The organism is Ruegeria sp. C10, from assembly GCF_056537805.1.
Genome location: NZ_JBQFSC010000002.1, coordinates 641,059 through 653,910, shown reverse-complemented (window position 1 = coordinate 653,910; position 12,852 = coordinate 641,059). Strand labels below are relative to the sequence as shown.

Annotated in this window: 14 protein-coding genes; 13 read left to right on the top strand and 1 reads right to left on the bottom strand. The window is 56.0% G+C overall.

Going from position 1 to position 12,852, the window contains the following annotated elements; all coding sequences use genetic code 11:
* Positions 1-3 precede the first annotated feature (3 nt).
* The 12 genes from ACR0DE_RS11640 to ACR0DE_RS11585 all read left to right on the top strand — a co-directional run bounded on the left by ACR0DE_RS11640 (position 4) and on the right by ACR0DE_RS11585 (position 11,209).
* Complete coding sequence (locus tag ACR0DE_RS11640) at positions 4-735, top strand: isoprenyl transferase (RefSeq protein WP_480753282.1); 732 nt, start codon at positions 4-6, stop codon at positions 733-735.
* Entirely contained in the window at positions 732-1,514 is a 783-nt protein-coding gene (locus tag ACR0DE_RS11635; protein WP_480753280.1) for a phosphatidate cytidylyltransferase, read from the top strand. Before ACR0DE_RS11640 ends, ACR0DE_RS11635 begins: the two co-directional genes overlap by 4 nt.
* Complete coding sequence (gene dxr / locus ACR0DE_RS11630) at positions 1,514-2,686, top strand: 1-deoxy-D-xylulose-5-phosphate reductoisomerase (protein WP_170405627.1); 1,173 nt, start codon at positions 1,514-1,516, stop codon at positions 2,684-2,686. The genes ACR0DE_RS11635 and dxr overlap by 1 nt, the downstream gene beginning before the upstream one ends.
* A 5-nt stretch (positions 2,687-2,691) precedes the next feature.
* The gene (gene rseP / locus ACR0DE_RS11625) at positions 2,692-4,044 is read left to right on the top strand and encodes an RIP metalloprotease RseP (protein ID WP_480753277.1); all 1,353 of its coding nucleotides are present in this window, start codon (positions 2,692-2,694) and stop codon (positions 4,042-4,044) included.
* 91 nt (positions 4,045-4,135) lie between these two features.
* Complete coding sequence (locus ACR0DE_RS11620) at positions 4,136-4,264, top strand: hypothetical protein (protein ID WP_255612105.1); 129 nt, start codon at positions 4,136-4,138, stop codon at positions 4,262-4,264.
* 128 nt (positions 4,265-4,392) lie between these two features.
* Positions 4,393-6,753: an outer membrane protein assembly factor BamA gene (gene bamA, locus ACR0DE_RS11615; protein WP_170393133.1), complete on the top strand. Its 2,361-nt coding sequence runs from the start codon at positions 4,393-4,395 to the stop codon at positions 6,751-6,753.
* Positions 6,754-6,759: 6 nt separating this feature from the next.
* Entirely contained in the window at positions 6,760-7,344 is a 585-nt protein-coding gene (locus ACR0DE_RS11610) for an OmpH family outer membrane protein (RefSeq protein ID WP_480753275.1), read from the top strand.
* 72 nt (positions 7,345-7,416) lie between these two features.
* A complete protein-coding gene (fabZ, locus tag ACR0DE_RS11605; protein WP_170393131.1) occupies positions 7,417-7,890 on the top strand; it encodes a 3-hydroxyacyl-ACP dehydratase FabZ in 474 nt (157 codons plus the stop codon).
* A complete protein-coding gene (gene lpxA, locus ACR0DE_RS11600) occupies positions 7,887-8,672 on the top strand; it encodes an acyl-ACP--UDP-N-acetylglucosamine O-acyltransferase (protein WP_170510423.1) in 786 nt (261 codons plus the stop codon). Before fabZ ends, lpxA begins: the two co-directional genes overlap by 4 nt.
* A 4-nt stretch (positions 8,673-8,676) precedes the next feature.
* Positions 8,677-9,471, top strand: coding sequence for a UDP-2,3-diacylglucosamine diphosphatase LpxI domain-containing protein (locus ACR0DE_RS11595; RefSeq protein WP_170646015.1), 795 nt, complete (start codon positions 8,677-8,679; stop codon positions 9,469-9,471).
* Positions 9,471-10,628 carry a lipid-A-disaccharide synthase gene (gene lpxB / locus ACR0DE_RS11590; RefSeq protein ID WP_480753271.1) on the top strand — a complete coding sequence of 386 codons (1,158 nt, stop codon included), beginning with the start codon at positions 9,471-9,473 and terminating at the stop codon, positions 10,626-10,628. Before ACR0DE_RS11595 ends, lpxB begins: the two co-directional genes overlap by 1 nt.
* Complete coding sequence (locus tag ACR0DE_RS11585) at positions 10,628-11,209, top strand: cadmium resistance transporter (RefSeq protein ID WP_480753269.1); 582 nt, start codon at positions 10,628-10,630, stop codon at positions 11,207-11,209. The genes lpxB and ACR0DE_RS11585 overlap by 1 nt, the downstream gene beginning before the upstream one ends.
* Here the strand turns inward: ACR0DE_RS11585 and mnmA are convergent.
* On the bottom strand, positions 11,206-12,351 hold the full coding sequence (mnmA, locus tag ACR0DE_RS11580; protein ID WP_480753266.1) for a tRNA 2-thiouridine(34) synthase MnmA: 1,146 nt from the start codon (positions 12,349-12,351) through the stop codon (positions 11,206-11,208). The two genes, ACR0DE_RS11585 and mnmA, sit on opposite strands and share 4 nt — an antisense overlap.
* 130 nt (positions 12,352-12,481) lie before the next feature.
* On the opposite strand from mnmA, the gene sciP reads away from it, so the two are divergent.
* Positions 12,482-12,775 (top strand): CtrA inhibitor SciP, encoded by a 294-nt coding sequence (gene sciP, locus ACR0DE_RS11575; protein WP_170393125.1) that lies wholly within the window; start codon positions 12,482-12,484, stop codon positions 12,773-12,775.
* The last annotated feature ends 77 nt before the right edge of the window (positions 12,776-12,852 follow it).

The following is a 12,852-nucleotide window of genomic DNA, read 5'->3' as shown; positions in this document are numbered from 1 at the left end:
GATATGCCAAAGGATCCCGATACCTCTCCGATTGCAGGGCCGCGCCACGTTGCTATCATCATGGACGGCAACGGTCGCTGGGCACAGTCGCGCGGGCGGCCTCGATTGTTTGGCCATCATGCAGGTGCGCGCCGCGTCCGTGAGGTGGTCGAGGCCTGCCCAGGTTTAGGGATCAAGTATCTGACAGTATTTGCGTTTTCGACTGAAAACTGGAAACGCACTCAGGTCGAAGTTGCAGGCCTGATGAGCTTGTTTCGCCGTTACATCGTCAAAGAGACCAAGACCTTGAAAGATAACGGCATTCGGGTCCGTTTCATTGGGGATAGAGTTCGGCTGGATGCCAAGTTGACCGAGCTGATGGATACGCTTGAACGCGAAACACAGAACAACGACCTGGTTCATCTAACCGTTGCCTTGAACTATGGCGGTCGTGACGAGGTGGCGCGCGCGACCAGACGTTTGGTACGTGACGTGGCCGATGGCATTCTGCGCCCCGAGGACGTGGACGAGGAAACTCTGCCCAAATATCTGGACACGCGCGTTCTGCCAGACCCCGATTTGGTGATCCGTACCAGTGGTGAAGCGCGGATTTCGAATTTCCTGCTGTGGCAGTCTGCCTATTCCGAATACGAATTCATCGATACTCTGTGGCCTGATTTCACCGCTGCAGAACTAGAACGGCTGTGCCGCAACTATGGATCGCGAGAACGGCGGTTTGGAGCGGTCCCGGCATGAGTGATGGCCGATGGTCTGATCTGACTGCCCGGGTTTTGTCGGCTTCGGTTCTTGTGACTATTGCGGCAGTCGAAGTTTGGCTAGGCGGCCTGTGGTTTGAGTTATTTATCGGCACCGTCTGCGGTCTGATGATATGGGAACTGATCCGGATGATCGACCCAGAACGTCAGGGTGTCGCGATTCAGCTGGCGATACTGACCGGGTTCGCCGTGGTCCTAAGCTATCATCTACCACCGCTATACAAGCTTCCATGTTTGGTGGCCCCGGCATTGGTAGGAGCAGGACAGATCAACCGTGCGCGCGGGATATACGTCCTGTTTGCCCTTTGGATCGCGATGTCGGGGCTGGGATTCATATCGATCCGAGAGAACCTGGGATTTGGATGGATGGTTTGGCTGATCCTTGTGGTCGTGGCCACGGATGTCGCCGGGTATTTTGTGGGCAAAACGCTTGGCGGACCTAAGTTTTGGCCCAGAGTTAGCCCCAAGAAGACATGGTCCGGTACGGTTGGAGGCTGGGTTGCCGCCGCGCTGGTCGGAACAGTTTTTGCGCACTATGCCGGTTTCGGCATTGCTTTTATCGTTGTCTCGGTTCTTGCCTCTATGGCCAGCCAGATCGGTGATATTGTTGAAAGCGCGACAAAACGTGGCTTTGGCGTTAAGGACAGCTCAAACCTTATACCCGGTCATGGCGGGTTTCTGGATCGGTTTGATGGGATGATGGGCGCGTCGGTCTTTGTGTTGCTCGTAGGGCTGTTTTACGCGCCCGGAGGTATGTGATGCGAAGGGTATCCATATTTGGTGCGACTGGTTCCATTGGCCAGAATACGATTGATCTGATCGCAAGAAATCCGAATGCCTATGACGTGGTCGCGTTGACCGGTGGACGCAACGTCGCGCAGCTTGCACGCGATGCGGTGCGCCTGGATGCAGACGTGGCGGTGACTGCGTTTGATGACAAACTCGATGATCTGCGTGACGCATTGGCCGGCAGCAGAGTGCGAGCGGCTGCGGGGCAGGCCGCTCTGATCGAGGCCGGGGCGCGACCGGCGGATTGGGTGATGTCTGCAATTGTCGGTTCCGCAGGACTGGCTCCGGGGATCGAAGCGTTGAAACAAGGGGCGACACTCGCGCTTGCCAACAAGGAAACGCTGGTTTGTGCCGGGCCGCTGGTTCTGGAAACGGCTCGGGCGCATGGCGCCACGCTATTACCCGTGGATAGCGAACATTCGGCAGTTTTTCAGGCGCTTGTGGGCGAGGATATGACAAGCGTTGAACGGATCATTATCACCGCAAGCGGTGGAGCGTTCCGGGATTGGCCGCTCGGCGATCTGGCAAAGGCGACTGTTGAACAGGCATCGAGTCATCCGAACTGGAACATGGGACAGCGGATTACGATCGACAGCGCATCTATGTTCAACAAGGCATTGGAAGTTATAGAAACCAAAGAATATTTTGGCGTTAATCCATCGAATATCGAAGTCCTCGTGCACCCCGAATCCATCGTTCACGCACTGGTCGGATTTCAGGACGGCGCCTTGATGGCGCATCTGGGTGCTCCGGATATGCGCCATGCCATCGGGTACGCGCTGCATTGGCCCGAACGGCGCGATTTACCTGTTGCGCGTCTGGATCTCGCGCAACTGGGTCAGTTGCGATTTCATGCACCGGATGAAGCGCGTTACCCGGCTTTGCGTCTTGCCCGCGAAGTGATGCAGCGTGGCGGCTTGTCCGGTGCGATCTTCAACGCCGCCAAAGAGCGCGCATTGGACCACTTTATAGAAAACCGGATACGTTTTTTGGATATGGCAGACACGGTGTCGGCCGTGTTGGAGCGTTTTGAGGCTTCAGACAGCCTGATTGATGCACCATTGACCCTTGATAATGTACAGCAAACGGACCATCTCGCACGTCAGTGGGTCGATGAAACCGTATTGGAACGAGCAGGATAGAACTTTTGGACATACTCTCTTTGATCCCGCAATTTGGCAATCTGCTCTACACGATAATAGCCTTTGTTATTGCGCTTTCAGTGATTGTCGCGGTGCACGAATACGGCCACTACATCGTTGGTCGGTGGTCTGGCATTCATGCCGAAGTGTTCTCGATCGGTTTCGGCCCGGTTCTATGGAGCCGTGTAGACAAGCGCGGCACTCGCTGGCAGGTCGCGCTGCTGCCATTTGGCGGTTATGTCAAATTCCTGGGAGATGCCAATGCCGCGTCCGGCAAAGACGTAGACGCGATGAGTGAGATCTCTGCACAAAGCCCGGAAGAGCTGCGCCGCACCATGCACGGTGCCCCGCTTTGGGCGCGTGCGGCTACTGTTGCGGCAGGGCCGGTCTTTAATTTCGTGATGTCGATATTGGTGTTTGGCCTGATTTTCTGGTCGCAGGGTGTTTCCCGTGAACCTTTGACTGTTGGCGCACTGCAGCCGTTGCCTGGTACAATTCAGGGTCTGCAGGAGGGCGATGAGATTATCGCCATCGCAGGCATTCCAACACCGGATTTCGATGACGCAAGCAACTGGTCCGATTTCATCAATTCGCTGCCTGTAGAACCAGAGCTGGACTATACGGTTATCCGAGATGGAGAGACCACTGATGTCGCGGCACCTTGGCTCTTTCCACCGCTAATCCAACAGGTTACGCCGCGCAGTGCAGCGATGGACATACAGTTGCAGCAAGGCGACGTAATCACGGCGGTAGACGGTGATCCGATCTTTGCGTTCGAGCAGCTTAAGGAACATGTCGAAGGATCGAACGGGCGCGTATTGCTGCTGGATGTATGGCGCGACGGGGCGGATTTAGAATTTGCACTTGCGCCCCGACGCACCGACGAGCCGACGTCCGATGGTGGTTTCATCACCCATTGGCGCATCGGTATCGTAGGCGGCATGATGATCGATCCCGAAACCGTTCCAGCGGGCATTTGGGATTCGATCGAAGGTGGCGTGGTCCAAACCGGGCGCATCATCGAAGGCTCACTGTCGGGAATTTGGCACATGATCACCGGAGCGATCAGCACCTGCAACATTTCCGGGCCGATCGGTATTGCCGAAACCTCGGGTGCTATGGCCAGCCAGGGGGCTCAGAACTTCATCTTCTTTATCGCCGTATTGTCAACGGCGGTCGGGTTGCTGAACCTGTTCCCGATCCCAGCTTTGGATGGGGGGCATTTGCTATTCTACGCTTATGAAGCTGTGTCTGGTAGACCACCCAGTGATAAAGCGCTGAGGGTACTGATGGGGGTCGGTGTCACACTGATCCTGTCATTGATGCTTTTCTCGGTCAGTAATGATCTGTTCTGCTGATTAAGGCGATCTTGGCACCGTTCCGACGCAAAATTGCCGCAATTCAAGCCTATCTTATTGGGGTGCATCGATAAGTGTAGGCTTGAGTTCAATGACCAAGGCGTTTCAAAAATCCTATCAGAGTGTCAGCGTCCTGTTCCAGTTGAACTGGGATATGCTGCTCAGCTTTGCCGTGACCGCACTGGCCCTAGCTGTTGGTGGTTATCTGCTCGGTTTGTGATTCTCCTGAACATGTCTGACTTACGTGCAACGGCCTTATGGGCCGTTTTTGCTTTTTCGTCTTTTGACATGGCCCCACAATCGGGCTACTCAGCAGCTAAAGGCTGAAAATTCTGGGTAGTGATAAAAATGACTGACAGCAGGCGCACGGGCACATACTGCGGCTCGCGGGGGCGGAAAAGCAACATTTTGTGGCAGGCACTAACGTTCTTTTTCCTTTTTGCTACACCGGGTTTACTGGTTCTGACGCAGCCCGCACAGGCGCAATCTTACACCATCAACAGCTTCGAAGTTGAGGGCAATCGACGGATCGAGACTTCGACGATTATCGCCCGCACCGGAATCGAACCGGGGCAGACTGTTACGGCAGGACAATTGAATGATGCCTTCCAGCGTTTGCTTGACAGTGGTGTTTTTGAAACAGTCGAACTTACACCACGTGGCAGTACGTTGGTCATCGCGGTCGAGGAATACCCGACCATCAACCAGATTAGCATCGAGGGCAATCGCCGCGTAAAAGATGATCTCCTGCTCGAAGCGATATCGTCCCAAACCCGCCGCGTATTCACGCCTCAACAGGCCGAAGCGGACGCTGACCTGATTGCCGAAGTATATTCGGCGCAGGGCCGCGTATCCGCGACGGTTATCCCGCGCATCATTCGTCGCAGCGATAACCGTGTCGATCTGGTGTTCGAAGTCGCCGAGGGAACGACAATCGAGGTTGAGCGAGTCAGTTTTGTAGGAAACCGCGCGTTTTCGGACCGTCGACTGCGCCGCGTGCTTGAAACAAAGCAGGCGAACATTCTGCGGACCTTCCTTCGCGGCGACACCTTCATTGCCGACAGAATCGAATTCGACAAACAGGTGATCCGTGATTTCTACCTGTCACGCGGTTATATCGATTTTCGCGTCAATAGTGCCAATGTCGAATTCACCCGCGAACGAGATGCATTCTTTCTGGTTATGAACGTCACAGAAGGACAGCGGTTCTCGTTCGGCCAGATTACGACCGTCAGTGAGATCCCGGGTGTGGACCCGGCGCCTTATCAGGCGGCTCTGAAAGTCAAACCAGGTGTAATTTACTCTCCGACGGTGCTTGAGAACTCGATCGCGCGGATGGAGCGTCTGGGGCTGAAAAACGGCGTTGATTTTCTGCGGGTCGAGCCCCGGGTAACGCGTAATCCCCGCGATCTGACATTGGATGTCCAGTTCGTGCTAACCCGTGGCCCGCGTATCTTTGTGGAACGCATCGATATCGAGGGGAACACAACCACGTTAGACCGTGTGATCCGCCGTCAATTCGATACCGTCGAAGGCGACCCCTTCAATCCCCGTGAAATCCGCCAGAGCGCCGAACGTATTCGCGCCTTGGGTTTCTTCTCGGTCGCTGATGTGGAAACCCGCGAGGGATCGTCGCCAAGCCAGGTTATCGTGGACGTGGATGTCGAAGAACAACCAACCGGTTCGTTGAGCCTGGGTGGTAGCTACTCGGTCTCGGACGGTTTCGGGATCGCAATCGGATTGAATGAATCGAACTTCCTCGGCCGCGGGCAAAACTTGGGTATCACGTTGTCGACAGCTCAGGATTCTGAGCAGTACGTTATCAACTTTACCGAGCCTTATCTGCTGGGCCGTAAGCTACGCTTTGATCTTGGGCTTGGTCTGGCCAGCACCAATTCGAGCTTTGCCAGCTACGACACAAAAACAGTGTTCTTCCGCCCACAGCTGAGCTACGCGATTGGTGAATTGTCGGCGTTGCGTCTTCGCTATGGTTGGGATCGCAGCGAAATGACCCAGCAGAGCAATGAGCGGAACGGCGCTGTCATCTCATCAGAGATCGATCAGGGGAAACGAACCAGCAGTTCTCTGGGTGTGTCCTACGTATACGATAGCCGTATTGGTGGCCTGAACCCCACAGCGGGCGTCCTGTTCGAAGTCGGCGTGGATGCTGCTGGTCTTGGCGGGGACAATGAATTCTTCAAAACCACGGCACGGGCGATAGCCCAGAAACGCGTCCTCAACGAAGAAGTCGTATTGCGCGCGACGCTTGAACTGGGTGCGCTGAACTGGACCGGGGACGATTTCAGCCGCACGCTCGACCGGTTTGTTCTAGGCCCTAGCACATTCCGCGGGTTTGAGCCTGCTGGTATCGGGCCGCGTGACCTTTCGAACGGGCAGGACGATGCCATCGGCGGCAACTACTACTGGGTTGCTCGTTTCGAATCGGACTTCCCACTGGGGCTGCCCGAAGAACTGGGGCTGCGTGGCGGCGTCTTCTACGATGTTGGCAACCTCTACAATCTCAACAACGTCAACACCGCTGGCGCTGATATTGTTGGTGAAAGCGGTTCGATCCGGCATGTTGTAGGGGTATCCGTACTGTGGGAAACACCGTTTGGTCCGCTTCGCTTCAACTTCTCGCAGGCCCTCAAGAAAGAGGACTTCGATAAAGAACAAAGCTTTGACCTGACCGTTCAAGCCAGGTTCTGATCGCGAATGATCACCGAAGTTAAGAACATCCTGCAGGGCCCGCTAAGGGCCCTGTGCGTTTTGGTACTGCTAGCTGTAGCAATGCCGCTGGGTGCGCAGCAATTGGGCGTGCCACAAACAGACGTTCTGACAATCTCCAGTGAGCGTTTGTTTGCAGATTCCGCCTTTGGGCAGCGCGTCTTTCGCGAGATTGAAGCCGAAAGCACCCTTTTGGCTGAAGAAAACGAACGGATTGTGGCGCAGTTGAGCAAGGAAGAAAAAGATTTGACCGAAAAGAGGTCAAATCTTTCGGCGGACGAGTTTCGCCCGCTTGCCGAAGCTTTTGACGAGAAAGTTCAATCACACCGTGACGGCCAGCGCGCCAAACTGGACGCATTAGCGCGGCGCGGCGAAGAGGCGCGCGGTCAGTTTTTTGAAATGGCGCAACCGGTGCTGATCGAACTGCTGCGCGAATTTGGCGCCTCGATTGTGATCGAGCGGTCCAATGTGGTTCTAAGCACGGACACCTCAGATATTACCAACGCTGCGATCGCAAGGATCGATGCCGCAATCGGCGACGGCGCTACACTTGAAAACAATAACAACGAATAGGCTGGCTTGCCCTTGGGTACGGGTATTGCTAACCACGCTTGAAAGAGACATCCAGAACAGGACATCCGCACCATGACCACGGAAACCAAGAGCGCCGACATTCAGCTGATTCAGCGTATATTGCCGCATCGCTATCCGTTTTTGCTGGTCGACAAGGTTGTGGATATCGATGGCTATCAATCAGCGGTGGGCATCAAGAATGTCACCATGAACGAGCCGCACTTTCAGGGCCATTTCCCCGGAACTCCGATCATGCCCGGTGTGACCATTGTCGAGGCGATGGCGCAGACTGCAGGGGTTATGCTGGGTGTCGGCATGGATGTAATCGACAGCGAATTGCTGATCTATTTCATGAATATCGACAAATGCAAATTCCGCCGCAAGGTCGTACCTGGCGATGTTCTCGAAATGCATGTCGAAACTGTACGCGGTAAAAAAGGTGGCAAGATCTTCAAGTTCAGCGGCCGCGCGACAGTCGAGGGCGAGGTTGCTGCCGAAGCTGAATTTTCGGCCTATGTCGACTGGGACATGGAAAAAACAACATGAGCGGTATTCATCCCAGCGCCATTATAGAAGACGGAGCGCAGATCGGGCAGGGTTGTACGGTTGGTCCATTCTGCCATGTCGGGCCGCAGGTTCGTCTGGGCGACCGGGTTGAACTGAAATCCCATGTCGTGGTCACCGGCGATACGTCAATTGGCGATGACACTGTGATTTTTAGCTTCGCAGTAGTCGGTGAAATCCCACAAGACAAGAAATTCGGTGGTGAGAACACACGCCTTGAAATCGGTGAACGCAATCGCATTCGCGAGCATGTGACCATCAACACCGGCACGGATGGCGGCGGTGGTATCACCCGGATTGGCGATGACTGCTTACTGATGGCCGGTGTCCACGTGGCGCATGATGTACAAATCGGCAACCGGGTCATTCTGGTGAATCACGCTGGCGCGGCTGGTCACTGTATTATCGAGGATGACGTCATCGTTGGTGGAATTTCGGGCTTGCATCAGTTCGTGCGCGTTGGTCGCGGTGCCATCATTGGCGCGCTTACGATGGTCCCGAATGATGTGATTCCATATGGGCTTGTTCAGGCGCCTCGGGGCGAGCTGGATGGCTTGAATCTGGTCGGTTTGAAACGGCGTGGTGTAACGCGTGAGGATATCTCGGCATTGCGCGCGGCCTTCAAGGAACTGTCAGAAGGAGACGGCACCTTCATGGATCGCGCCACCCGGCTGGGCGAGGATGCAGACAACGAATATGTGCGCCAGATCGTCGAATTTGTGACGGGGCAAACAGACCGTTCGTTCCTGACCCCGAGGAAGTAGGCCAATGCTGGCATTGATCGCAGGAACTGGCGCTTTACCAGACGAGGTGGTCACTTGTCTGCCAAACCGCCCGCTGATCTGCGCTCTGGAAGGGTTTGAGCCCGATACACTGACCACCGACTTGGTTTTTCCATTGGAGCAACTGGGTAGCTTCATCGCCGATCTCAAAGCCCGCGGCGTGACCGAGATTTGCATGGCAGGGGCAGTGCGTCGTCCGACTGTCAATCCAGCTCGCATTGATGCGGCAACGATGCCGCTGGTGCCGATCCTGCAAAAGGCCATCATGGCCGGTGACGACGGCGCATTGCGCGCGGTCATTGGTATATTTGAGGATGCCGGTTTGACGGTCCGTGCGGCACATGAGATCGCGCCGGATTTGCTGCCGTCGCTTGGCTCATTGACCGAAGCCCAGCCTTCTGAAGCGGATCACGCCGACGCAGATCGAGCGGCAGGAATCCTGCGCAACATGGGGGCGGCGGATATCGGTCAGGCTTGCGTAGTACTGAAATCTCAAGCGTTGGCGATCGAGGGCATCTATGGCACCGCATGGATGCTGCAATCCTTGACTCAGCGCCCCGACGCGGGCGGTGGCATTCTGTACAAGGGTCCAAAACCAGATCAGGATCGCCGCGCAGATATGCCTGCCATCGGACCCGACACCGTGTCAGGAGCCGTCGCTGCGGGCTTGTCTGGCATTGTCATTGAAAAGGGCGGCGTCATCGTTTTGCAACGCGATCGCGTGATTGAAGAATGCAATCGCCTTGGTCTGTTTCTTTATGTCCGCGAGCGCACGGTCTGATGCGCGTATTTCTGGTCGCCGGTGAACCTTCGGGCGACCGTTTAGGGGCCGCGTTGATGGAAGGTCTGCGTACCCTTTTGCCAGAGGTGCAGTTTGATGGGGTTGGCGGGCCGCTAATGCAGGCGCAGGGGCTGACCAGCCGATTTCCCATGTCCGAACTCAGCATTATGGGGTTGGTCGAGGTTCTGCCCAAGTTCTTTCACCTAAAACGCCGTATCGCTGAGACTGCTCAGGCAGTTCTAGACACGAAGCCTGATGTACTGATCACTATCGACAGCCCGGATTTCTCGTTGCGTGTGGCTAAGCTGGTAAAGGCCTCCAGCGAGATTCGCACGGTCCACTACGTTGCCCCCAGCGTCTGGGCCTGGAGACCGGGGCGCGCAGACAAGATGGCGAAAGTAATCGATCACGTCCTTGCGCTGTTACCCTTTGAACCGCCTTATATGGAGCGGGCAGGGATGGAGTGTGACTTTGTCGGCCATCCGGTTGTGAACGAACCCATTGCGTCCGATCAGGATATCCAGCGATTCCGCGCGGCTCACCATCTGGGCGACGCGCCCATCGTGCTGGCATTGCCCGGCTCCCGACGGGGTGAGGTCGAGCGGCTGGCTCCGATCTTTGGCGCTGCTTTGCAAGAATTTCTGAAAGACCGTCCCGGTATGCGCGTGGTCGTGCCCGCAGTTGCACATATGGTTGATGCGGTCGCCGAACAGGTTCGGAACTGGCCGGGGAATCCGATAGTTGTTGATCCGCGGGAATTGCCCTCGGACGACGCGCAAGCGCAGAAACGGGCAGCGTTTGCCGCAGCTGATCTTGCATTGGCTGCATCCGGCACGGTCTCATTGGAACTGGCCGCGCAGGCAACACCGATGGTGATCGCCTATAACCTCAACTGGCTGACCACGCTGATCGCAAAACGAATGGTTAAGCTGGACACCGTCACACTGGTCAATCTGGTCTCGGAGACACACGCAGTACCCGAATGTCTGCTGGATGAATGCCAACCGGACAAGATCGCTTCGGCGTTGGAACAGGTGGCCGCCACCCCCGACGCCCAACATCAAGCCATGGCGACGACGATGGAGCGTCTTGGTCGCGGTGGCGAAGCACCGGGTCGGCGTGCGGCAAGGGCCGTTTTGGACAGAATGAAATCGTGATGCTGGATCATGTGATCTTTGCTGCTTCTGCCTTCATGGCGCAGGTATTGACCAATCTCGACAACCTTGCAGCTCTTGTAGCTTTGATGATGGTGTCTGGTCCGCGCCGGACCGTTGCGGGGTTCCTGCTGGCGCAGATGTTAATCATCGCGGCCGCCTTATTGTTGGCCTTGGGTGTCGATGATGTGGTGCCACATTGGGCTGGATATCTGGGCGTGATACCACTTGGCCTAGGGCTGATCGGAGTTGTCCGCCAGTTCCTGGGATCGGAGACCGAGGAGGCCCCTCAAATATCCACGGGTGCTTCGACATTCGTCACCATGCTGCTGTTCATAAGCCTGTCGATGGACACGTTCGCTGTGCTTGCGCCGCTATTGGCAGACTCGGCCCCCAGCTATCGGATTGCGGGTGTCACCGGCGCGGTGGCAGCAGCGCTGACGCTGACCATGCTGGGGCTTTGGGGTGCACAATCCCCAATCATGACTGGCGGTTTCGCACGTCGGCTTGAGAAACTGGTGCCTTACGTAATGATTTGTGCCGGGATCTATATCCTCAGCAACTCGTGGACTGACGCGATTTAGTAACCGCGCCAGATCCAGCCGCCGCCGAAGATACGGCTGCCATCGGTTTCGTAGAACACACAAGCCTGACCCGGAGAGATACCTTCCTCGGGCGTCAGCAATTCAACCTCGGCTGTTGTGTCCGAAAGGGGGCGAATAATCGCCTCACGCGGGGGGCGGGTCGAGCGGACTTTGACCGAAACATGCCATTCGTTCTTTGACGTGAACGGTTCGTCACCCAGCCAATTGATCTCGCGCACGGGAACGGTTCTTGTGGCCAACATCTCTTTGGGGCCGACAACAACCTGTTTCTTGTCCACATCCAGCTTGACCACATACAAAGGTTCGCTGAGACCACCGATACCGAGCCCACGACGCTGACCGATCGTATAGTGAATCACCCCGTTATGCTGCGCCAGAACGCGGCCATCGGCGTGTACGATCTCACCGGGTTCTGCGGCTCCGGGGCGCAGTTTTTCGATCACGCTGGCATAGCTTCCGTTGGGCACAAAACAGATGTCCTGACTATCCGGCTTGTCCGCAACGGCCAGCCCGTATTGCGCGGCCATTTCGCGCGTGGCGTCCTTGGAGGGCAGGTGGCCTAGCGGGAAACGCAGGAAATCCAACTGTTCCGGTGTGGTCGAAAATAGGAAATAGGACTGATCGCGATTTGCATCCTCAGCACTATGCAATTCGGCCCCGTTTGCGCCCATCTTGCGCTGAATATAATGGCCCGTGGCCATGCAGTCGGCCTCAAGGTCCTTGGCGGTCTCAAGCAAGTCCTTGAACTTCACCCGTTCATTGCAACGGATGCAGGGCACCGGAGTCGCGCCGGCAAGATAGCTGTCGGCGAATTCGTCGATTACAGCGTCCTTGAAGATATTTTCATAGTCCAAGACGTAGTGAGGGAACCCGCGTTCTTCCGCCACGCGACGCGCATCGTGGATGTCGATGCCCGCACAGCACGCGCCTTTCTTGGCCAACGCCGCACCGTGATCGTAAAGCTGCAGAGTAACACCTACGACATCATAGCCTTGATCAGCGAGATGGGCCGCCACAACGGAGCTGTCCACACCGCCGGACATGGCCACGACAACCCGCGTTTCCGAGGGTGGTTTGGCAAAGCCAAGAGAGTTCAGCGGGGTCTCGGTATCGAGGGCCATAGGCGGTTCCTGTCCGGGTTAAGAAAGACCGGCAGAATATAAGAAAATTCTAGACACTCTCAAGGGGCGGTTTCACGCCCTTTTAAGTAGGCTGGGTGCAGCTTTGTCGCAGCAGCAGAAGGTATGAGAGATGTATTTGCACAAAGTGGAAGGTCCAAGGTCGGTCACCCTACCGGACGGGAGCGTGCTGACACGCGCCGATTTGCCTCCTGCGGATACGCGGCGCTGGGTGGCGTCGCGCAAGGTGATCGTCGTGCGTGGTGTACTTTATGGGTTGATTTCGTTGTCCGAAGCCAAAAAGCGCTATGGCATCAGCGATGAAGAGTTCAACTCGTGGGTCTCAGCAGTTGCTGAGCACGGGATCGATGCGTTGAAGGTGACGGCCTTAAAAAAATATCGACAACTTAAAGGTGAAAGTGAATAAATGATTCAACGGTAACGTCAGATTAACCATTTTTATTCAGGCTCAAATCAGTTGAAGAATTTGACCTAAATTGGAGC

Bases quoted from the DNA above. Each gene is read 5' to 3' on its own strand.
- ACR0DE_RS11640 (WP_480753282.1), top strand. From the start codon at position 4: ATGCCAAAGGATCCCGATACCTCTCCGATTGCAGGGCCGCGCCACGTT.
- ACR0DE_RS11635 (WP_480753280.1), top strand. From the start codon at position 732: ATGAGTGATGGCCGATGGTCTGATCTGACTGCCCGGGTTTTGTCGGCT.
- dxr (WP_170405627.1), top strand. From the start codon at position 1,514: ATGCGAAGGGTATCCATATTTGGTGCGACTGGTTCCATTGGCCAGAAT.
- ACR0DE_RS11620 (WP_255612105.1), top strand. From the start codon at position 4,136: ATGACCAAGGCGTTTCAAAAATCCTATCAGAGTGTCAGCGTCCTGTTC.
- bamA (WP_170393133.1), top strand. From the start codon at position 4,393: ATGACTGACAGCAGGCGCACGGGCACATACTGCGGCTCGCGGGGGCGG.
- ACR0DE_RS11610 (WP_480753275.1), top strand. From the start codon at position 6,760: ATGATCACCGAAGTTAAGAACATCCTGCAGGGCCCGCTAAGGGCCCTG.
- fabZ (WP_170393131.1), top strand. From the start codon at position 7,417: ATGACCACGGAAACCAAGAGCGCCGACATTCAGCTGATTCAGCGTATA.
- lpxA (WP_170510423.1), top strand. From the start codon at position 7,887: ATGAGCGGTATTCATCCCAGCGCCATTATAGAAGACGGAGCGCAGATC.
- ACR0DE_RS11595 (WP_170646015.1), top strand. From the start codon at position 8,677: ATGCTGGCATTGATCGCAGGAACTGGCGCTTTACCAGACGAGGTGGTC.
- lpxB (WP_480753271.1), top strand. From the start codon at position 9,471: ATGCGCGTATTTCTGGTCGCCGGTGAACCTTCGGGCGACCGTTTAGGG.
- ACR0DE_RS11585 (WP_480753269.1), top strand. From the start codon at position 10,628: ATGCTGGATCATGTGATCTTTGCTGCTTCTGCCTTCATGGCGCAGGTA.
- mnmA (WP_480753266.1), bottom strand. From the start codon at position 12,351: ATGGCCCTCGATACCGAGACCCCGCTGAACTCTCTTGGCTTTGCCAAA.
- sciP (WP_170393125.1), top strand. From the start codon at position 12,482: ATGTATTTGCACAAAGTGGAAGGTCCAAGGTCGGTCACCCTACCGGAC.